This window comes from Nitratireductor rhodophyticola, from assembly GCF_019891355.1.
In the GTDB taxonomy this organism is placed as follows: domain Bacteria; phylum Pseudomonadota; class Alphaproteobacteria; order Rhizobiales; family Rhizobiaceae; genus Nitratireductor; species Nitratireductor rhodophyticola.
The window spans coordinates 780011-800690 of sequence record NZ_JAHSSF010000001.1 but is presented as its reverse complement, the minus strand read 5'-3'; the positions used below and the strand labels follow the sequence as shown (position 1 = coordinate 800690).

At 62.1% G+C, this 20680-nt stretch carries 21 protein-coding genes; 9 read left to right on the top strand and 12 right to left on the bottom strand.

Going from position 1 to position 20680, the window contains the following annotated elements:
• Window positions 1-3: 3 nt before the first annotated feature.
• Both KUG85_RS03725 and KUG85_RS03720 read right to left on the bottom strand, forming a co-directional pair.
• A complete protein-coding gene (locus KUG85_RS03725; RefSeq protein ID WP_223004168.1) occupies window positions 4-465 on the bottom strand; it encodes a hypothetical protein in 462 nt (153 codons plus the stop codon).
• A gap of 1 nt (window position 466) precedes the next feature.
• Window positions 467-2533 carry a TonB-dependent receptor domain-containing protein gene (locus KUG85_RS03720; protein WP_255606240.1) on the bottom strand — a complete coding sequence of 689 codons (2067 nt, stop codon included), beginning with the start codon at window positions 2531-2533 and terminating at the stop codon, window positions 467-469.
• A gap of 210 nt (window positions 2534-2743) precedes the next feature.
• Here KUG85_RS03720 and hemP point away from each other — a divergent pair, with 210 nt between their 5' ends.
• From hemP to KUG85_RS03695, 5 genes are all read left to right on the top strand, one after another.
• Window positions 2744-2944 (top strand): hemin uptake protein HemP, encoded by a 201-nt coding sequence (gene hemP, locus KUG85_RS03715; RefSeq protein WP_007006809.1) that lies wholly within the window; start codon window positions 2744-2746, stop codon window positions 2942-2944.
• 10 nt (window positions 2945-2954) lie between these two features.
• The gene (locus tag KUG85_RS03710) at window positions 2955-4013 is read left to right on the top strand and encodes a hemin-degrading factor (RefSeq protein ID WP_223004167.1); all 1059 of its coding nucleotides are present in this window, start codon (window positions 2955-2957) and stop codon (window positions 4011-4013) included.
• A gap of 114 nt (window positions 4014-4127) precedes the next feature.
• Window positions 4128-5036 (top strand): heme/hemin ABC transporter substrate-binding protein, encoded by a 909-nt coding sequence (locus KUG85_RS03705; protein WP_255606239.1) that lies wholly within the window; start codon window positions 4128-4130, stop codon window positions 5034-5036.
• A gap of 1 nt (window position 5037) precedes the next feature.
• The gene (locus KUG85_RS03700) at window positions 5038-6138 is read left to right on the top strand and encodes a FecCD family ABC transporter permease (RefSeq protein ID WP_223004166.1); all 1101 of its coding nucleotides are present in this window, start codon (window positions 5038-5040) and stop codon (window positions 6136-6138) included.
• Entirely contained in the window at window positions 6138-6932 is a 795-nt protein-coding gene (locus KUG85_RS03695) for a heme ABC transporter ATP-binding protein (protein WP_223004165.1), read from the top strand. The genes KUG85_RS03700 and KUG85_RS03695 overlap by 1 nt, the downstream gene beginning before the upstream one ends.
• Before the next feature lie 318 nt (window positions 6933-7250).
• Here KUG85_RS03695 and rirA read toward each other — a convergent pair whose 3' ends face one another.
• Complete coding sequence (rirA, locus tag KUG85_RS03690; RefSeq protein ID WP_007006804.1) at window positions 7251-7712, bottom strand: iron-responsive transcriptional regulator RirA; 462 nt, start codon at window positions 7710-7712, stop codon at window positions 7251-7253.
• 278 nt (window positions 7713-7990) lie between these two features.
• Here rirA and KUG85_RS03685 point away from each other — a divergent pair, with 278 nt between their 5' ends.
• Window positions 7991-8455 (top strand): MaoC family dehydratase, encoded by a 465-nt coding sequence (locus KUG85_RS03685; protein ID WP_065817565.1) that lies wholly within the window; start codon window positions 7991-7993, stop codon window positions 8453-8455.
• A 17-nt stretch (window positions 8456-8472) separates the two neighbouring features.
• On the opposite strand, the gene maiA is transcribed toward KUG85_RS03685, so the two are convergent.
• The 7 genes from maiA to eutB all read right to left on the bottom strand — a co-directional run bounded on the left by maiA (window position 8473) and on the right by eutB (window position 15440).
• Window positions 8473-9123 carry a maleylacetoacetate isomerase gene (gene maiA, locus KUG85_RS03680; RefSeq protein ID WP_223004164.1) on the bottom strand — a complete coding sequence of 217 codons (651 nt, stop codon included), beginning with the start codon at window positions 9121-9123 and terminating at the stop codon, window positions 8473-8475.
• A gap of 1 nt (window position 9124) precedes the next feature.
• Complete coding sequence (locus tag KUG85_RS03675; RefSeq protein ID WP_223004163.1) at window positions 9125-9820, bottom strand: fumarylacetoacetate hydrolase family protein; 696 nt, start codon at window positions 9818-9820, stop codon at window positions 9125-9127.
• 82 nt (window positions 9821-9902) lie between these two features.
• The gene (locus tag KUG85_RS03670; RefSeq protein ID WP_223004494.1) at window positions 9903-11276 is read right to left on the bottom strand and encodes an aspartate aminotransferase family protein; all 1374 of its coding nucleotides are present in this window, start codon (window positions 11274-11276) and stop codon (window positions 9903-9905) included.
• A gap of 44 nt (window positions 11277-11320) precedes the next feature.
• Window positions 11321-12805 (bottom strand): NAD-dependent succinate-semialdehyde dehydrogenase, encoded by a 1485-nt coding sequence (locus KUG85_RS03665; protein WP_223004162.1) that lies wholly within the window; start codon window positions 12803-12805, stop codon window positions 11321-11323.
• 127 nt (window positions 12806-12932) lie between these two features.
• Window positions 12933-13433, bottom strand: a complete 501-nt coding sequence (locus KUG85_RS03660) for an Lrp/AsnC family transcriptional regulator (RefSeq protein WP_223004161.1) — start codon at window positions 13431-13433, stop codon at window positions 12933-12935.
• Window positions 13434-13435: 2 nt separating this feature from the next.
• Entirely contained in the window at window positions 13436-14428 is a 993-nt protein-coding gene (locus KUG85_RS03655; RefSeq protein WP_223004160.1) for a cyclodeaminase, read from the bottom strand.
• Window positions 14418-15440, bottom strand: a complete 1023-nt coding sequence (gene eutB / locus KUG85_RS03650; protein ID WP_223004159.1) for a hydroxyectoine utilization dehydratase EutB — start codon at window positions 15438-15440, stop codon at window positions 14418-14420. The genes KUG85_RS03655 and eutB overlap by 11 nt, the downstream gene beginning before the upstream one ends.
• 223 nt (window positions 15441-15663) lie before the next feature.
• Here eutB and doeA point away from each other — a divergent pair, with 223 nt between their 5' ends.
• The 3 genes from doeA to KUG85_RS03635 are packed head-to-tail and all read left to right on the top strand — an operon-like array spanning window position 15664 to window position 18727.
• Window positions 15664-16848 (top strand): ectoine hydrolase DoeA, encoded by a 1185-nt coding sequence (gene doeA / locus KUG85_RS03645; RefSeq protein WP_223004158.1) that lies wholly within the window; start codon window positions 15664-15666, stop codon window positions 16846-16848.
• A gap of 3 nt (window positions 16849-16851) precedes the next feature.
• Window positions 16852-18015 (top strand): acetylornithine deacetylase, encoded by a 1164-nt coding sequence (gene argE / locus KUG85_RS03640; protein ID WP_223004157.1) that lies wholly within the window; start codon window positions 16852-16854, stop codon window positions 18013-18015.
• A gap of 19 nt (window positions 18016-18034) precedes the next feature.
• The gene (locus KUG85_RS03635) at window positions 18035-18727 is read left to right on the top strand and encodes a GntR family transcriptional regulator (protein ID WP_223004156.1); all 693 of its coding nucleotides are present in this window, start codon (window positions 18035-18037) and stop codon (window positions 18725-18727) included.
• On the opposite strand, the gene KUG85_RS03630 is transcribed toward KUG85_RS03635, so the two are convergent.
• Both KUG85_RS03630 and KUG85_RS03625 read right to left on the bottom strand, forming a co-directional pair.
• A complete protein-coding gene (locus KUG85_RS03630; protein WP_223004155.1) occupies window positions 18724-19623 on the bottom strand; it encodes a carbohydrate kinase family protein in 900 nt (299 codons plus the stop codon). The two genes, KUG85_RS03635 and KUG85_RS03630, sit on opposite strands and share 4 nt — an antisense overlap.
• Window positions 19620-20678 (bottom strand): ABC transporter ATP-binding protein, encoded by a 1059-nt coding sequence (locus KUG85_RS03625; RefSeq protein WP_223004154.1) that lies wholly within the window; start codon window positions 20676-20678, stop codon window positions 19620-19622. The genes KUG85_RS03630 and KUG85_RS03625 overlap by 4 nt, the downstream gene beginning before the upstream one ends.
• Between the last annotated feature and the right edge of the window lie 2 nt (window positions 20679-20680).

Genomic DNA, 20680 nt, shown 5'->3' with positions numbered 1-20680 from the left:
ACGTTATTTGCCAAAGGTGACCGTGCTGCGGCTGGTTGCCTCCAGCCGGGCAATGCAGTCACCGGGCTCGATCCCATCGCCTTCGCAGGCCGAAGCGTCGTTGATCAGGACACGCCCGATCGCATCGCAATCGGCATCGGCGAGATCGAATCGCCGCACCTTGGTTTTCTCGTTGGGCAGTTCCTGGAAGTCGAGGACCAGAAGCCGGTCAACGAGGCCTTCCTTGTTGAACAGGGCAATCTCGTAGGCTGCCCTGGCGATATCCCTGCCCATCGCATTCTCGACCACGAATGCGATGCGGCAGCCCTTTTCGCTTTTCTGCAGAGCGTTGAGCTCCAGCTTGATCGCGCCGGTGGCGGGCTCCTGCGCGGCCCCTGGCAGGGTTGCTGCCAGGGTGCCGGCCACCGCCAGCGCGATACGGCCAGCGGTGGACAGAAGAGAAGACGGAAGTAATCGAGACGGCATTTTATCCTCCAAAACGGACGGTTGCGCCGAGCTTCACGGTCAGGCCGGGTTGTGCATGCATACCATCGGAGACGTCAACGATCGGCAGCACGTAACGCTTATCGAAAAGGTTGTCGACGCGGAAATCAAACCGGAGGTTCTCATTGGGCTGATAGTTCGCATAGAGATTCACCAGCGTATAATCCTCGGCGAAGGTCGTGCCGCTGGGGGCCTTGTTGAACTGCACCTCGCCACCGAGTGTCAGGCGGCGTTCGAGAAAACGCATGCCGCCATCGAGCGTGACGCTGGCTGAGGGAATGGTCGTGAGGTCCGAACGCACGCCATCCCTGTCCGTCTGATGACCGTCGATGACGGAGATGCCGAGACCGGCGAAATAGCGCCCGGCATCGTAGCGCCCCTCGAGTTCGAAGCCCTGGATTTCTGCAGCATAGACGTTCTGGTACTGCGCACACATGGAGTGACCAAGGCTGGCGCATTCGCTGCCTGGAATTGCCGGGAAAGTGGGGATGGTGATGTAGTCGTCGATGTCGTTGTGGAAATAGGCTGCCTTGAGCCGCAGCGTATCTCCGGCATCGAAGATTCCGTCGGCCTTGTAGTTTATGCCCGCCTCCCACGTCTTGCCGGTCTCGGGCCTGAGGTCGGGATTTGGCAGGAATGCAAAGCTGAAGCCGGGGAAGGAATGGCCGCCGGTGATGTAGGCCTCCGACGTGTTGGGTGCACGGTAACCTTCTGCATAGGAGCCATAAAACTGCAGACCGGAAAGCACGCCCTCCCTGAAGGGGGAAACGCCAACGCTGAGGCGGGGGGAGAACCGGTCGCCTGAATTCTTGTCGGACGCCTCCAGTTCGTAGGAATCGTAGCGCAGCCCGGCGACGACTTCGAGCCAGTCATAAGTGAGCTTGTCCTGAACATAGGCGCCCCAGACCCTGCGGGTGCCGGTCGGGTTGTAAGTGTCGGACCCGCCTGACGCCGCATTCGAGGTGAAATCGTCATAGACCCAGTCGCCGCCCACTGTCAGTTCGTGGGCGACCATCCCGGTGTCGAAATAGGATGTGTTCCAGATGTCGAAGCTGGTCGTTCTGAGATCATAGCCCGATGTTCCGGGACGAGGGCCCGTGTCGGTCTGGGTCAGATCGATGCTGTTGACCGCACCCTTGATGTTGAGATTCAGCCACTTCTCCTCGGCGTCGGAGATCTTGAACTCGCCCGTGAACGTGTCGCTGTCGAGCCGGTAGTCGCGGGTTGCCGTCGAAGACCAGTCGTCGCGGGATCCGGTCCAGCCGAGCGTCAGCTCACTGTTCTCGGTCGGTCTGATGGTTCCCTTGACATGGCCGCTCAGCACGTCGAAGCCGGAGTTGTCGACGCGTGAACCATCGCCATCCTTATAGTCGCCATAGTCGCGCCAGACGATGTTGCCCAGAACGGAGGCGGCTTCGTTGAAGCGATAGGCGCCGATCGCGCTCGTGGTCCAGCCGGAGCCGTTCGATTCATAACGCCCCGTGAGCGACAGCGCGTAATTCTCGTCGTCACGCAGGAAATCATCGGGCTGCTTGGTCTCGAAATAGACGACGCCGCCAATCGCGCCTGAACCAAACGTGTTCGCGCTGGGGCCACGGATGACGTCCACCTGCTGGACAAGCTGCGGGTCGAGCCAGAACATGCGGGACACTTCATGGCCAGCCTTGTGGAAATTCTGGCGGGCGCCATCCACGATGACGGAAACGCGTCCGGCGTCCTGAAGGCCGCGAATGTTGATGTTGCTGACCGCCGGGCGTCCGTCGGAATAAACCTTGATTCCGGGAACGCCGAAAAAGATGTCGTTGGCATTGGTCGCCATACGGCGTTCAAGTTCCTCGCCGCTGATCTGGCTCACGGACGCCAGTGATTCGAGTGCGCTTTCGTCTGTCCTGCTCACCACCGTTATGCGGTCGAGAAGGGTGACCCTGCCTGACGCTTCCGACAAAAGTACGGGCGCTTCCTGCGCCATGACGTTCATCGACAGGACCAGCGTCGCGATCGACGTTCCGCACAGCAAACCAAGGTTCGTGTGTCGCGTGTAACTCGGCATATTCCAGATTCTCCAGCAATCAAACACACCAATTGGCCGGCTGGCGCTGGCTTGCCGACGATTATCCGGCTAGGAAATTTATCTTGATTATTCCACTCCGGTATTGCGGTGGCTATAAAATATGATAAGAAAAGTCAAGAAAGCGAATGGCAGAAATCATGCTGTCGATGTGAGCCCAAGCCAGTGACCTGAAAATGGAGGTTCTTTCCAATGAAGACCTATTTGTCGATCGACCCGCGCGGACAGGCAGACATACAGCATCTGGCTGTCAGGCAAGGCGGCGTTACGCCAGACCGGACGATTTCCAGCACAGACCTTTTCGGCGGGCGCCGCGAAATCGGAATTGAGCATCACGGTGCTTATTACCGGTTGAAGATTACCCGCCAGGGGAAGCTGATTCTCAACAAGTAGGTTTCGTGGAATGAATGTTCAGACAGTATGCGCGCCCGAGGCGATCAGGCGCGCCCGTGACGAAAATCCCAACATGCGCGAACGGGACCTGGCGATGACGCTGGGCATTTCGGAGGCCGAACTGGTGGCCGCGCATGTGGGCCATGGCGTGACCCGTATCGAGCCGCGCGTCTCCGACCTTCTACCGGCTCTCGAAGCCGTCGGGGAGGTGATGGCCCTGACGCGTAACGAAAGCGCCGTCCACGAAAAGGTCGGCGTTTACGAGAAGATCACCGTCGGCGCGCAGCATGCGCTGGTTCTGGGCCGCGACATCGACCTGCGCATATTTCCCTCCCGCTGGGCCTTCGGCTTTGCGGTGGAAAAGCGCGATGGTGACGATGTGCGGCGCAGCCTGCAGTTCTTCGACCAGGCGGGTGATGCCGTGCACAAGGTGCATCTGAGGCCGAAGTCGAACCTCTACGCTTATCAGAAGCTGGTCGAAGATCTGCTTCATCCGGACCAGGAGGCTCCGCTTGAGGTTCAGGCAGAGAAAATCATCGAGGAGATCGTCACCGACGACCTTCCGGCTGCCGACGTGCTGCGCGAGCGCTGGAGCGCGATGACGGATGTGCATCAGCTCTTCAACATCCTACGCAAGCTGAAACTGACGCGCCATCAGGCCGTCCACCTGATCGGTGAGGACTATGCCTGGAGGCTGGAGGACGACGCCCTGACACAGATGCTGCATCAGGCGGTCCACGAGACGGTGCCGATCATGTGTTTCGTCGGCAGCAGCGGATGTATCCAGATCCATACGGGCGTGATCGAAACGGTGAAGCCGATGGGACCATGGATTAACATTCTTGACCCCGGTTTCAATCTTCATCTGCGAACAGACCACGTGAAGGAACTCTGGGCCGTTCGCAAACCGACCAGAGACGGTCATGTCACCTCCATGGAGGCTTATGGCGCCGACGGACAACTGATCGCCCAGTTCTTCGGGGAACGCCTCGAAGGACATGCCGAGCGAAGCGACTGGCGTTCCATGGTCGAAGGCTTGCCGCGGCGCGAATGCCGGCAGGTGGCCTGACCGACCGTCCGGGACGGGGAGCCTCGCTCCCTGTCCTCGTCTGGTGAAATCAATTGATTGGACTGTCCCGTGCACTACGGAAATCGGGCCGGGATCCAGGGAGACTGGCGGACCATGCGTGAAGCGTTTTCTTCAGTGACGCGAAGGGGGTTGGGGCGGCTTGTCGTGAGTGCGCTCATTGCTCTCGGTGCAGCATTCACTCCCGCCCATGCGGACGAAGCCGTTCAGCCGTTCTCCGACGCCTCGAAACTGGTGACGATCGGCGGTGCCGTTACCGAGATCGTCTACAGCCTTGGCGAGGAGGAGCGGCTTGTCGCGCGCGACACGACGAGCACCTATCCGCCGGAGGCGGAAAAACTGCCCGATATCGGCTATATGCGCGCGCTTTCGCCCGAAGGCGTGCTCTCCGTCGGGCCGAGCGCCATATTGGTCATGGAAGGAAGCGGGCCGGTCGAAACGATGGACGTGCTTGAGACGTCAGGCGTGCCCCTTGTAAGAGTTCCGGAAGGCTATGACCGCGAGGCAATCCTGCGCAAGATTCGCGTGGTTGGCGCTGCGCTGGGCGTTGAAGAAAAGGCCGAGATGCTCGCACGCCGTGTCAAGGCCGATCTCGATGCCGCCGAAGCGGAAGCGCAGAAGCAGGCTGACGGGAAGCGCGTGCTTTTCGTGCTCAGCATGCAGGGCGGGCGGGTCATGGCCGCAGGCAAGGACACCGCCGCTGACGGCATCATCCGCATGGCCGGCGGGGTCAACGCCATGGACACGATGTCCGGCTTCAAACAGGTGACCGACGAGGCCGTGATTTCGGCGGCTCCGGAGGTCGTTCTCATGATGGAGCGTGAGGGACACAGGGGATCGCGTGATGTTCTGAAACACCCCGCTTTCGCCAGCACTCCGGCCGGAAAGAACGGATCCCTGATACGAATGGACGGCTCCTATCTTCTGGGCTTCGGCCCACGGACCGCAGGCGCGGTGCGCGATCTGGCCAGCGCTCTGAACGGTTCGGAAACGGTGACCGAATAGCATGGCGTTACGTGACAATGCCGCACCGGCGCCACGATGGCGCTGGCATGTTGATACGGGTGGTGACCGTTCGGCGCGGGCACGGCTGGTCATTCTCGCCCTGATCCTGCTCTATGCGTTTCTTTTTGCCTTCAGTCTTGGATCGGGTGCATCCGATACGTCATTCTGGGCGGTGCTTTCGGGGTGGCTCGGCGGCGGGGCGGATGCCCTCTCACTGCGCGACCGTGTGGTCATTGGCGACATCCGCCTGCCGCGCGTCGTGCTTGGAAGCCTGATCGGCGCATCGCTGGCGGTTTCCGGCGCTGTCATGCAGGGGCTGTTTCGCAATCCACTGGCCGATCCGGGCATTGTCGGTGTGGGCTCCGGCGCGGGGTTCGGCGCCATCACGGTGATTGTGCTCGGCAACACGATGCTTGCTCCGGTGATCGGCATGTTCGGCATTTATGCCCTGCCGCTGGCCGCTTTCTGCGGCGGGCTCGTGTCGACCCTGCTCCTCTACCGGGTGGCGACACGGCGCGGGCAGACATCGATCGCCACCATGCTTCTTGCCGGCATAGCGCTTGGCGCGCTCGCAGGCGCGTTGTCGGGCATGCTCGTCTACGTCGCGGACGATCAGGAACTGCGGGACCTGACCTTCTGGGGGCTTGGTTCTCTGGCTGGGGCCACCTGGGCAAAAATCTGGGCTGCCGGACCGATCATCCTTGCAGCCCTTGCTGCAGCACCCTTTCTGGCGCGCGGGCTCGACGCGATGGTTTTGGGCGAGGCGACCGCCAACCATCTTGGCGTGCGGGTTCAGCGGGTAAAAAACTCCGCCATTCTGGCCGTCGCGGCGGCGACGGGCGCTTCGGTTGCCGTGGCCGGCGGCATCGGCTTTGTCGGCATCGTTGTGCCGCATCTTCTGCGTCTGACCATTGGCCCCGAACATCGCTACCTGCTGCCGGCTTCGGCGCTTCTGGGGGCGAGCCTGCTTCTGGTGGCCGATGCGATCAGCCGTGTTGTCGTGGCACCAGCGGAACTGCCGATCGGCATCGTCACGGCGACGCTCGGTGCGCCGTTCTTCCTGTGGATATTGCTGCGCCAGAGGGGGATTCTGGATCTGTGATGGCGATCGATGTCGAAGATCTTTCGGTGCGGGTCGGGCGCAGGCTCATTCTCCGCAATGTGACGCTGTCGGTGAAGCCGGGCACCGTGACGGCCATTGTCGGGCCTAACGGATCGGGCAAGACCACCTTTCTGAAGGCGGTATCCGGCGACCTGCCATATGATGGCGATGTGCGGATCAATGGCGAAGCGCTCCGGCACATGCAGCCATGGCAGGCTGCCGCGCATCGGGCCGTTCTGCCGCAGGCAAGTTCGCTCTCCTTCCCCTATACGGTGCGCGAGGTGGTCAAGCTGGGGCTACTGGGCGGGCGGTCGGGCGCGGGCCAGGTCGAGCAGGCGAAGCTCCCCGAAAAGGCTCTTGAGCGCGTTGATCTTGCAGGATTTGCCGGGCGTTTTTACCAGGAACTTTCGGGCGGCGAACAGCAGCGTGTCCAGCTCGCCCGTGTGCTCTGCCAGGTCTGGAAACCGGTGCTTGACGGCAGGCCGCGCTACCTTCTGCTCGACGAGCCGGTTTCAAGCCTCGACATCAAGCATCAGCTCATCATCATGGACATTGCCGCCGGGTTTGCTTCTGCCGGCGGTGGTGTGCTGGCGGTTCTGCACGATCTCAACCTCACCGCGCGCTTTGCCGATCAGGTGGCCATGATGCATCGCGGGACGCTGGTCGCGGCGGGAACGCCTGCCGATGTGTTCAACGACCGGCTTGTGTCCGACGTGTTCGAGTGCCGAATTCAGGTGGGTGTTCCGCCATGTGGGGATATTCCCTATGTGCTGCCACAGTCAGCGCAGCTTTAGGGTCAGGACCCATTAATATGACCACAATGGCGTTCGATAGACCAAGAGATGCAAGGAAAAGCCCGCAGACCGGGGTCCTTCCCCCGGTCAAGGGGTTTGACGCGGCAGGTCGCCGGTCTATCGATCGTCCTTCGGATCGGCCTGATTTGCACGGCCTACTTTGTCGCAAGACCTTGAAAGACATGAAGTCTTCCTGCGGTCTTGCTTCGCGTATCCGCACAAATCAGACCGACCATTGCGGCCATATTAATGGGTCCTGACCCTAGCCAACGGGCATGTCCCCAGGAGGGGACCGTCTGCGTACGGCCCTTCCTGAGCCTAGCGTGCCGCTACACGCTCGGGTAACTCGTCAAGACCGAGCCGTAATCGCATGTCCGGCTTGCCGACGGCGAGATCGCTGATCGTATAGCCGGCCAGCACTTCGAAGAAGGCGTTCAACGCCTTGCGCAGCGCTTCATTGAGGCCGCAGCTTTCGACCAGCGGGCACTCGGCGTCGTCATTTTCAAAGCACTCCGCCATGGCGAAATTGTCCTCGGTGACGCGCACGACATCGAACAGGGTGATGTCGCCGGCCGGTTTCGCCAGACGAACACCGCCATGACGTCCACGCACGGTCTCGACAAAGCCGTGCTCGACAAGCGGCTGCAGAATCTTGAACAGGAACAGGTCGGACAGGGAGTATGCCTCAGCGATGTCCGAGATGCGGCTGAGCCGGCCCTCATTGGCGGCGCAATACATCAGAATCCGGATTGCATAATTGGTTTGTCGCGTTAGGCGCATAACAGTCCTTTCACATATCGTTCCCGCAATATGGCTTATTGTTTAGAATAATTCCAGAGTGAGTCGGCTTAAATCTGATAAATCTAATCAACTTTATGCAGGCAATCGCTGAGTTGCGCAATTTCACGCATGCGCGCTTTGCCTTGTTATTCGTGCTGCAATGCACAATATTCGCGCGACAAATGTGGGAACCGGCCAGCGGGGAAAGCGCAGCCATGCTCGCTCTGACGGCTCAGACCGGGTTTTGCAGACGAATTTATTTCAGAAAGGCATAGACGATGAACGCGCATGTTCTGGAAAATGAGATCGGCGGCGGCACGACCGTTTCCGACTGGGTGGTTGTCGACCAGTCGATGATCGACCGTTTCGCCGATTGCACCAATGACCACCAGTGGATCCATGTGGACCGCGAGCGCACGGAGCGCGAAAGCCCGTTTGGCAAGCCGGTGGCGCACGGTTTCCTCACGCTGTCGCTCTTATCGAGCCTGTCTTATGACTGTGGCGCGTGGCCGGTGCATCTGGGCACGATCATCAATTACGGCCTCGACAAGCTGCGTTTTCTGGCGCCGGTGAAGGCTGGCAGCCGCGTGCGTCTGCGCAGCACGCTGAAAGGTGTCGAGGAAAAGGCTCCGGGCCGGCTTCTCGTGCGTCATCACGGCGAGGTGGAGATCGAGGGCGAGGACACGCCCGCGCTCGCAGCCGAAACCATCATCATGCTGATTCTGGAGGAAAAGGCCGCCTGAGCGGCCTTCCGGTTGAACTATTCCGCGTCGGGCTGGTTCATAGGCGCGGCCTTCTGGAACGCTTCCTGCTCCATGCAGGCGTCGTTGATGCGCTGGATGACGGGATAAGGCGTCATGTCGACGTCGAAGCGCTTGTTGTTGGTAACCTGACCCACAAGGCAGATATCGGCCATGCCGGGCGTATCGCCGTGGCAGAAGACGCCGGTCTGCGGGCTCTCGGCCAACATCTTTTCGAGCGGCTCGAACGTGGCGTTCACCCAGTGGCGGAACCATGCGCCGACTTCGGCGTCGTCTGCGCCGTAACGCTCTTTGAGCGCGTTCAGAATGCGCAGATTGTTCACCGGATGGATTTCACAGGCGATCATCTGGGAGAGCATGCGAACCCGCGCCCGGCCATGCGCATCCGCGGGCAGGAGTGGGGGCGCCGGCACCATCTCGTCGAGAAATTCCATGATCGCCATGGACTGCGCGATCATCGTGCCGTCGCTCCACACCAGCGCCGGCACGAGGCCCTGCGGGTTGACCGAGAGATAGGCTTCGCCGCGATGCTCACCGTGGCGCAGATGGTGGGCGGCATAGCGATAGTCGATGCCCTTCATGGCGAGGGCTATTCGCACCCGGTAGGAGGTGGAGGAGCGGAAGTAATTGTGCAGGACGATGTCGCCCATCTCACGCCTCGCCAATGGTGATGGCGATCTCGCCGATGCCGTCGACGCCGCCTTCCACCTGATCGCCCGGCTGGAGCGCGCCGACGCCGGCAGGCGTTCCGGTGTAGATCAGATCGCCGGCCTTCAGCTCCATGGCCTGGCTGCACAGGGCGATCACATCGGCCACCGGCCAGATCAGCTCGTCCAGATCGCCTTCCTGGCGGATTTCGCCATTGACGGCGAGCCAGACGCGGCCCTGCGACGGGTGACCGGTCTCGGCAACAGGCACGATAGGGCCGCAGGGCGACGAACGGTCGAACGCCTTGCCCCAGTCCCAAGGGCGGCCCTTCTTCTTCGCTTCTCCCTGAAGATCGCGCCGCGTGAGGTCGAGCCCGACCGCATAGCCGTAGACATGGTCGAGCGCATCGGCCGGATCGATGTCGCTTCCGCCCTTGCCGATGGCGACGACCATTTCGATCTCGTGGTGCAGGTCTTTGGTCAAGCTGGGATAGGGGATCACCGTGTCGGTATCGACCACGGCGTCAGCCGGTTTGGTGAAGAAGAATGGCGGCTCGCGCTCCGGCTCATGGCCCATTTCGCGGGCGTGGGCGGCATAGTTGCGCCCGACGCAGAAGATGCGCCGCACGGGAAAGCGCGCTTCTTCGCCGGCTACGGCGACGGACGGTTGCGGGGCGGGCGGAAAAACGAAATCGGCCATGAAATTCTCCCAAAACACTGGGGAGAAGAGATGGCCGAATTGACGCTCCGGGGCAAGGCCCCGAAGCGCCGGAGTCTGGAGATCAGCTTTTGAAGACGGTGTTTACGGCCTTGGCTGTCGCATCGACGATGCGGTCGGCTTCTTCGCGTGTCAGGCAGAGCGGGGGCGCAAAGCCCAGAATGTCGCCCTGCGGCATGGCGCGGCCGATGACGCCCTGTTCGAGAAGGGCTGCGGCCATCTGCGGGCCGATCTTCTCGGAAGCGTCGAAGAACTGGCGGTTCTCACGTTCCTTCACGAACTCGACTGCACACAGCATGCCTTCGCCGCGCACTTCGCCGACTTGGGCATGTGCGCCGATGGCGTCACGCATCGCGTTGACGAAGTAAGCGCCCGTCTCGCCGGCATTCTTGACGAGGCCGAGCTTGTCGACCAGTTCGAGATTGGCGATGCCGGCAGCCGCGCCGATTGGGTGGGCCGAATAGGTCCAGCCATGGCCGATCGGGCCATATTCATCCGTGCCGCGCTCGAGCACTTCCCACATCTTCTTGCCGACGATGGAGCCGGAAAGCGGCGCATAGGCCGAGGTGAGGCCCTTGGCGATGGTGATGAGGTCGGGTTCCATGTCGTAATGGATGGAGCCGAACATGGAGCCGAGGCGTCCAAAGCCGGTTACCACCTCGTCGGCGACGAGAAGGATGTCGTGCTTGCGCAGCACTTTCTGGATCGCGGCCCAGTATCCGGCCGGTGGCGGCACGATGCCGCCCGTGCCGAGCACAGGCTCGCCGATGAAGGCTGCGATGGTGTCCGCGCCCTCGCGCTCGATCAGCGCTTCGAGCTCGGCCACGCAATGGGCGGTGAACTGCTCCTCGCTCATGGCGAGGTCCGGGCGGCGGTAGTAATAGGGCGCTTCGGTGTGGACCACCTGGGCAAGCGGCAGGTCGAATTTTTTGTGGAACAGCTCAAGCCCTGTCAGCGAGCCGGTCATCAGGCCGGACCCGTGATAGCCGCGCCAGCGCGAAATGATCTTCTTCTTCTCGGGGCGGCCGAGAATGTTGTTGTAGTACCAGATCAGCTTGACGTTGGTTTCGTTGGCGTCGGAGCCGCCGAGGCCGAAATAGACCTTGGACATGTTTTCCGGCGCGCGGTCGACAATCATCTTGGCCAGCCGGATCGAGGCTTCGGTGCCGTGGCCCACATAGGCGTGGTAATAGGCAAGCTCCTTTGCCTGTTCGGCAATGGCATCGGCGATCTCGGTGCGGCCATAGCCGACATTGACGCAATAGAGGCCGGCAAAGGCGTCAAGCAGCTTGTTGCCGTCACGGTCCTCGATATAGACGCCGTTGCCACCGGTCACGATGCGGTTTGGGCTTTCGCCGCGCGCATGCTGGGCCAGATGGGTCGAGGGATGGAAGAAGGCCTCGCGGTCCCACTGGTCGAGTTGGTCGTTCTTCAACAGCATGTCGCTCTCCTGTTATTCTCAACTGTGTCATTCAGCGCCGCTCAACCGATGTTGCGGCAGACATATTTGATGTTGGTGAAGGCTTCCAGCCCATGGCGGGAGCCCTCGCGCTCGAGACCGGCCTGCTTGACCCCGCCGAAGGGGATGGGCGCGCCGGTGATCTTGGTGCGGTTGACCGCGACCATGCCGAATTCCAGACCGCGCGAGAGGCGGGCGATGCGGCTCGGGTCCTGCGTGTGCAGATAGGCGGCGAGGCCGGTTTCGGTGTCGTTCGCCTTTTCGAGCATGTCCGCTTCGTCATCGAAGGGGGTGAAGGCGGCAATCGGCCCAAACGTTTCCTCGCGGAAGATGAGTGCGGTCTCGGGCACATCGGCCAGAACCGTGGGCTCGAAGAAGGTGGAGCCGTGCCGCGACACGTTTCCGCCCGTTACCAGACGCGCGCCTTTTGCGAGCGCATCTTCAACCTGCTCGGTCTGCTTGGCGACCGCGCGCTCATGGATGAGCGGGCCGATATCGGGATCGGTGAGGCCGTTGCCGACCGTCAGTTGCTCGACCTTGCGGGCGAATGCGGCGATGAAAGCGTCATAGATGGGGCGCTCGATATAGAAGCGGTTGGCGGCAAGGCAGTCCTGCCCGGAAGTGGCGAACTTTGCCGAAATGGCGCTCTCCACCGCGTGATCGAGGTCGCAATCGGCAAAGGCGATGAAGGGCGCATGACCGCCAAGCTCCATGATGAGACGCTTCACCGTCGGTGCCGACTGTGCGTAGAGCAAGCGGCCGATCTCGGTGGAGCCGGTGAAGGAAAGGGCGCGCACATGTCTGGAAGCCGTCATCGCGCCAACCACTTCGGCGGCCTTGCCGGTGAGCACGTTGAAGACGCCTGCCGGCACGCCGGCGCGCTCGGCGAGTTCTGCAAGGGCGAGCGCGGAGAAAGGCGTCTCGGATGAGGGGTGAGACACCACGGTGCAACCGGCGGCAAGGGCGGCTGCCGCCTTGCGGGTGAGCATGGCGGAGGGGAAGTTCCACGGCGTGATGAGCGCTGCGACGCCCACCGGCTCCCGCGAAACCTGCATGTCGGCATCCGGCAGGTGCGAAGCGACGCTCTCGACCGAAACGCGCTTGGCTTCCTCGGCGTAGAAGGAAACGAAAGAAGCGGCGTAGTCGATCTCGCCACGCGCTTCGGACAGCGGCTTGCCCTGTTCGAGAACCATGAGATGGGCGAGGTCTTCCTTGGCCGCGACAATCAGGTCGTACCAGCGCATCAGGATCTGCGCGCGCTCCTGCGGCAGAAGGGCCGCCCAGGCGGGGAATGCGGCATGCGCCGCTTCGATGGTCTCATCGACCTGCTCTGCGGTGAGTGCCGGAACGCAGCCGAGCCGCGCGCCATCGGCCGGGTTGTAGACATCCACGACCGGGTCGCCGGGGGCGGCGATCCAGTGGCCGTTCGCATAGGCGTATTCGCGGAAAAGACGCGGATCGGCGAGGTCGGAAAGGGCGGTTTTCTGAAGGGCGGCAAATGCGGACATCGGCTTTCTCCCAAGCGGATTTCCAGTGTTCGGTTCGACTGGAATCATGCCGCCTGAAGCGCCAAATTTTCTGACGATCCTGGCAGGGCGCGCCAAGGTTTCTTCTGAACTTCGTGGCCCGCGCCCACTATTCCTTCTGCGTCGTCTCGTCGACGTTCACCAGAACTCCGAGCGGAAACGCGCCCGGCTGCTTCACCGGCTTGGTGACGATATAGGTGAAATAGCGCGCCAGACCCACATTCATCTCAAGAAGCCGGTCGACCAGCCGCTGATAGGTGTCGATGTCGCGGGCAATGATCTGCAGGATATAGTCGAAACCGCCGCCAACAGCCCAGCAGCCGGTGATTTCATCGATGTTCTGCACGCTTCGTTCGAATCGCTGGAAGTCTTCCGCGCGGTGGCCGGCAAGTTCGGCGGCCATGAAAACGGCGATGTGCGGGGCGAGCTTCGCAAGCGCCACTTCGGCATGGTAACCGGTGATGATGCCCGCCTTTTCAAGACGTTTCAGCCGCTCCCAGCAGGGGGCAGGCGTGAGGTTCACGCGTTCGGCCAGCGCCGCCTTGGAGATGCGGCCTTCCCTTTGAAGGATACCGAGAATCTTGAGATCGCGATCGTCGAGCTTGAGCATGGTCAGCTCTGGATCGTCGTCCCGGCCCCCGCTGTCAAGGCCCGTGCGCGCGCAAAAGTGGCGATGGCCGTGTCCTGCGCGCCCGTTCCGGTGAGATCGCAGATGGTGATCTGGTCATCGCCGGTACGGCCGGTTCTGGCGCCGGAAACGATGTCTCCGAGTTCGGGTGGCGTGTTGCCATTCCACACGCCGGCGCGGATGGCGGCTGCCAGTTCACCGAGTTTTTCGCACTGGCTCACCCGGTCGGCGACGTAGAGATCGGCGCGGGCAAGGGCTTCCGGCTCAATCTCGTTCTTGCCTTCCTGATCGGAGCCCATCGCGGTGATGTGGAGGCCAGGATGCAGCCAATCGGCTTTGAGAACAGGTTCTCGGGCCGGCGTGGTGGTGACGACAAGCTGGCTTTGGGCGACGAGGCGGGCCGGGTCCGTCTCGGCCTTTGCGTCGATGCCGAGGGTTTCGGCCAGATCGGTGGCGCAGGCTTTTGCCTTTGCCGCATCGCGCCCCCATACGAGAAGGCGGGAGAAGGGGCGCACCTGATGCGCGGCGATCATCTGCAGGCGCGCCTGCACGCCGGTTCCCATGACGCCGGCGGTCTCGATTTCGGAGGGAGCCAGATGGCGGGCTGCGACCGCGCCGGCGGCAGCCGTGCGCACATCGGTGAGAAATCCGTTGTCGAGCAAAAGCGCTTCCACAAGCCCGGTTTTTGCCGAAAACAGGATCATCAGTCCGTTGAGGCTCGGCAGGCCGATTTTTGGATTGTCGAAGAAACCGGGGCTGACCTTGATGGCGAAGCCTTCAAAGCCGGGAATATAGGCCGTCTTCACATCCACTTCGCCATGAACCTGCGGAATGTCCATGGAGAGGATGGGTGGCATGATGACGTCGCCCGAGGCGAGCGCGCGGAAGGCTTCTTCCACCACGTCGATGGCTTCGAGGTCGAGCCGAACGGCCTTGCGCAGATCGGCTTCGGTCAGGACAAGAATATCATGCGGCATGGGGCGCTCCCTTGATGATCGTGTCGCCGAGCGCGACATCGCGGCCACAGACGATGTCGGTGAAGATCTGCATATCGACATTGCGGCCGGTGATGAGCGTGGCGGTCGGGCCGATTCTTCCGGAGACCTTGCCGGCCATCAGGGCGGCGGCACCGACGGCACTCGCCCCTTCGCACACAAGCCGGTCTTCGAAATAATGCGCCTGCATGGCGCGATAGATTTCTTCCTCGGTGACGAGCACGACATCATCCAGATGATTGCGGCACAGTTCGAAGGAATGGCGGTTTTCAAGCCCGATCCCACCGCCGAGCGAATCGGCGAGGCTGGCCACTTCAGTGACGGCGACCGGTTCGCCGGCGGCAAGCGAGGCGTGCATGGCCGCACCCCGCTCCATGGTGATGCCTATGACACGGATGGAAGGTTTGATCGTTTTCAGCGCGAACGCGATGCCGCCGGCGAGCCCGCCGCCCGACAGCGGTATGAGCACGGTTTGAAGATCCGGGCGCTGCTCCAGAAGCTCAAGCCCGATCGTGCCCTGACCGGCGATCACGGCCAGATCGTCGAAGGGCGAGATTTCGCAAAAACCCTCTTCATCGGCGAGGCGGCGGCTTTCGACCTGGGCTTCATCCTGGCTTGCACCGATGATGCGGGCTTCGGCACCAAGTGCCCTGATGCCGGTGATTTTCGCCTCCGGTACGAGCTTCGACATGCAGATGACGGCGCGCAGGCCACGCGCGCGTGCCGCATAGGCTACCGCGCGGCCATGATTGCCGGTCGAGCAGCAGGTGACGCCGGTGGCGTCGTCGGGCAGGGTGAGCACCGCATTGGCGGCACCGCGCAGCTTAAAGGCGCCACTTGCCTGCCCAATCTCGAGCTTGAGGAGAACGTCATCACCCGCGAGACGGCTGAGAAAGGGCGACGGCGGGAGAGGCGTGTCGCGTGTCGCAATACCAGCAATGCGGCGACGCGCAGCCAGAATGTCTGCCAGCGCGAGCGCGGCCCTGTGGGTCATGAAAATCTCCCGATATTTCTTCCAGGCAACCTGTCCTGTATCGATTTGTACACAACATCATCCGAGCGGGATTAGAAACAGCGACATTCGATGTCGTTTTCCTGCGATTCACCGGATCGAAAATGTGATGATGGATTAGTTGTACACAAGGTTGCGAATGCCTTTCCGGTGTACGGTTTCGCCGGGTGCGGAAGCGTCCGGTCTTACGCTTTTTGGAGGAACCATGCCAGCAGCCGAAATGCCCTTCAGCGCGCAGGAATATGCCGCTCGCCTGGAAAAGACCCGCAACGCCATGGAGGCGAAGGGTATCGATGTTCTGTTCGTGGAGGATCCCTCCAACATGGCCTGGCTGACGGGTTATGACGGATGGTCGTTCTATGTCCATCAGGGCGTGATCGTCTTCAAGGATGCCGACCCGCTCTGGTGGGGGCGGTCGATGGACGGGAACGGCGCCGTGCGCACGGTCTATATGGATGACGACAGGGTGCTGCGCTATCCCGACCACTATGTGCAGGCCAACACGCTGCACCCGATGCAGCATCTGGCCGAAATCCTGCGCGCTCATGGTTTTGGCAACCAGCGGATCGGCGTGGAGCTGGAAAACTACTATTTCTCCGCCAAGGCCTATCTGGTCCTGAAGGAAGAACTGCCGAACGCCACCTTTGTGGATGCGACGGCGCTGGTGAACTGGCAGCGGGCCGTGAAATCCGAAGAGGAGATCGTCTTCATGCGCCGGGCGGCGCGAATCTCCGAAAAGATGATCGACGGTATTGTCGAGCGCATCGAGCCGGGTCTGAAGAAAAACGATCTGGTGGCCGAAATCTATGCGGACGCGATCCGCGGCGTGGATGACGACTGGGGCGAATATCCGGCCATCGTGCCGCTTCTGCCGACGGGCTCCGATGCCGCCGCACCGCATCTGACCTGGGACGGGCGGCGCTTCGAGCAGGGGCATGCGACCTTCTTCGAGATCGCCGGCTGCTATCGCCGCTATCACGCGCCGCTCTGCCGCACCGTGTTTCTCGGCACGCCGCCGCAGCACATGCTGGATGCGGAAAAGGCGCTGGTGGAAGGCATCGAGGCGGGGCTTGAGATCGCGCGGCCGGGCAACCGCGCAGGCCAGATCGCCGATGCGCTCTATGGCGCGCTGGAGCGGGCCGGCATCACGCGGGACGGGCGCTGCGGTTATCCGATCGGCATTTCCTATCCGCCGGACTGGGGCGAGCGCACAATCTCGCTGCGCCGTGAGGACGAGACGGTCCTTGAAGCGGGCATGACCTTCCATTTCATGCCGGGCCTGTGGATGGCCGACTGGGGGCTGGAAATCACCGAAAGCATCCTGATCACGGAAGACGGGCCGGCCGAGGCGCTCTGTCGCCGCCCGCGCGAACTGATCGTGAAGAACTGATCCATGCGATCCGAAACGCTGGAAAGCACGACGCGCATCCTGTCCGATCTGGTGGGGTTTCCCACCATTTCGGCGGACAGCAATCTGGAAATGATCGCCTATGCCAGCGAGCTTTTGAGCGCGCTTGGCGCAAGGCTTTCGATGACGCTGGACGAGAGCGGCCACAAGGCGAACCTGTTCGCCACGCTGGGGCCCGAGGGGGATGGCGGCATCGTGCTTTCGGGCCATTCCGACGTGGTGCCGGTGGAGGGGCAGGACTGGGCGAGCGATCCCTTTGCCATTCGCGAGGCGGATGGAAGGCTTTATGGGCGTGGCACCTGCGACATGAAGGGGTTCATCGCCTGCACGCTCGCCATGGCGCCGCACTTTGCCGAGCTGGACCTGAAACGGCCACTGCATTTCGCCTTCACCTATGACGAGGAGGTGGGGTGTTTTGGCGCGCGCGCGCTGGTGGAGGAACTGGAGCGGACCGAACTCCGGCCCTCCGTCGCCATCATCGGCGAGCCGACCATGATGCGCATCATCGAAGGCCACAAGGGCTGTTTCGAATACACGACCGAGTTTCGCGGGCTTGCCGGCCATGCGTCTTCGCCCGAACGCGGCGTCAATGCCGTTGAATATGCGGTGCGCTATATTTCGCGGCTCATGGCGCTGGCCGAGGAGCTGAAGACGCGCGCGCCCAAGGGCAACCGTTTCGATCCGCCCTGGACAACGCTTCAGGTGGGCACGATCTCGGGCGGTGCGGCGCGCAATGTGATCGCCGACCACTGCGCCGTGGAATGGGAGATGCGCCCCGTGCGCAACGAGGATGCGGATTTTGTGAAAGACCGCATCCGCACTTTTGTCGAAGCCGAGCTGAAACCGGCCATGCAGGCGGTGTTTGCGGGCGCGGATATCGTGACCCATGTGATCGGCGAGGTGGACGGGCTGGAGCCGGTAACCGAATCGGAGGCGCGCCAGATCGTTTCGGAGCTTACCGGCCTCACCGAGGCGGAAGTGGTGGCGTTCGGCACGGAGGCGGGGCTGTTCCAGAAGGCGGGGATATCCTCCGTCATCTGCGGGCCGGGTTCCATCGAGCAGGCCCACAAGGCGGATGAATTCGTTTCGCTGGAACAGCTCGACCAATGCCTTGGCATGCTTGAACGGCTGGGCAGGAAGGTGAGCTGACCGCGATGGAGCGAGAGCGATGACAGGCGAGGCCCGCGCGCGGTTCGAGCGGATCTACACGCTTTTGCGTGAGCGCGTCTGTCTGCTCGATTATCCGCCGGGCATGCGGTTGCGCGAGGAAGACCTCGCCGAGGAATTCGACACCAGCCGAACGCCGATCCGCCGGGTTCTGGCGCGGCTCGAAGACGAGGGCTATCTGCGCTCTGTCCATGGCGTGGGCACCATCGTCACCGACATCGACATTGCCTCGCTCGAACAGGTCTATCGCCTGCGTGTGGAGCTTTCGGAGCTGATCGGCAAGCTTTCACCGATAGAGCCCGATGAAGACGCCAAACGCGCCTTTGCTGCCATGAAGACGCGCTGCGAGGAACTGGTCGGAACGCCCAGACAGCGCGCCTTCGCGCAGCTCAACATGGATTTTTTCCATCTCCTGATGACGCTGACAGAAAACGAGCCTCTGCAGGAATTTTCCGAACGGCTCTATTATCAGACGACGAGGATCTGGCTGAAACGTGCGGCCGGCGAGGACGGCACGGAAGAAACGCTTGCAAGCGAGATCGGCTTTTTCCTGCGCGAGGTGTCCGACATTGCCGCTGCGGTGGCCTGCGGGGCGCTGGAAAGCGTCGGGCAGATCCGCCGTGCCCATGTGGCCATGAGTTTTGCTCGGTTGAAGGAAAGGGCAGGCGAAGAGGTGGAGGCAGCCTCTTTCTAGGAGGCCGCCTTTACCAGTGCGCTCAGATCGGGCAGGTCGGTTGCGCCGCCAACCCGCATGACGGCTTCGGCCCCGCAGCGATTGCCGGCTGCAAGGCATTGTTCAACCGGTTTTCCGGAAAGCCACGCATCGATGAAACCGGCATTGAACGCGTCTCCGGCGCCCGTGGAATCGATTACATTGACGGGCTGCGTCGGCATCGAGACGGTGGTTTCGGCGCTGATCGCGACGGACCCTTCCGGCCCGCGCTTGACGATTGTAAGCGGTGCAGGCGGTTTCCTGCCGGGGGCAATGGCAAGCCGCTGCGCCTCTGTCTCGTTGGGCAGGAATATGTCCACGGCGCCGATCAATGCGGCGAGATCGTCGCGTGCAAGAACCGCATCGTCCCAGGAACAGTCGAGCGAGATGGAAAGCCCGGCGGCACGCGCCTGCTCGATGAGGAAAGGAGCTTCCACCAGCGTGGCGAGCTCGCCGATATGGAGATGGGCAAAACCGCCGCTGGCGATGGCTCGCGCAAATGTTTCCGGCACGGCGGGACCGGCGCGGCGTGTCAGAAAGGCGCGCTCCGTGCCCGATGTCATGGCCACGGTAATCTGCGGATCGAGCGTGTCGGGCATGGGCTGCGAGGCCGAAAGATCGACGCCGCTGGCTTCAAGCTCTTTCATCAGTGCTGCGGCGAACGGCCCCGAAGGGAGCGCGGAAGCCAATGAGACCGGACGCCCGAGGGCTGCGACATAGGCCGCAGTGATAAACGCGCCACCGCCCGGCTTGATCGACAGACCGCCGGCAAAGACCTCTTCGCCCAGCGTCGGCATTTTCGGTAGTTCGGTAAAGATAAGGTCGCAGTAAAGCCGCCCCGCGCTCAGGACGCGGCCTGACCGGTTGGCGTGCGTCACGGCAGCGCCTCCCCGGATTTGGCGTCAAACAGGTGCATTTCGCCGGCCTTTGCCGTCAGCTTGACCGTATCGCCGGCTTTCGGCGGCTCGCGGCCGGAAGCCTTTGCGATCACTTCATGGCCATTGACGCCGACATAGACCAGCGTATCGGCGCCGAGCGGTTCCACGATGTTGACCGTGCCGGAGAAAAGCCCCTTGCCGCCGGTCACGACCAGGTCGTCAGGCCGGACACCGAGGATAACGTCCGCGCCTTCGCCAGCGCTGCGTTCGGGCAGATCGATGCCAAGCCCATCGCCGAGTTTTACGCCCTTACCGGTCCAGTTGCCCGGCAGCATGTTCATGGATGGTGCGCCGATGAACTGGGCAACGAAGGTGTTGGCCGGCTTGTGATAGACCTCAAGCGGCGTGCCGACCTGCTGGATATAGCCATCCTTCATGATCACGATGCGGTCGGCCATGGTCATGGCTTCGACCTGGTCATGTGTCACGAAAATGATCGTGTTTCCAACACGTTGGTGCAGCTTCTTGATTTCAAGCCGCATCTGGGTGCGCAGTTGCGCATCAAGGTTGGAGAGCGGTTCGTCGAAGAGGAAAACGGCGGGGTCGCGCACCATGGCACGGCCGATGGCGACGCGCTGGCGCTGACCGCCGGACAACTGGTTGGGGCGGCGCTCCAGAAGGTCGGTCATGCCGAGAATGGCGGCGACCTCGTCGATGCGCTTGTCCTTCGCCTCTTTCGAGAGCTTGGACGTGCGCAGGCCGAAGCCGATATTCTTGCGCACCGACATGTGCGGATAGATGGCGTAGTTCTGGAACACCATGGCGATGTCGCGCTCCTTGGGCTCCAGATTGTTGACGAGGCGCTCCCCGATGTGGATTTCGCCGCCGCTGATCTCCTCAAGGCCGGCGATCATGCGCAGGGTCGTGGATTTGCCGCAGCCCGACGGGCCGACGAAGACGACGAATTCGCCATCGGCCACGTCGAGATTGATGCCGTGCAGCACCTCGACCTTGCCGTAGGATTTGACGAGATTGCGAAGGGACAAGGTGGCCAAGG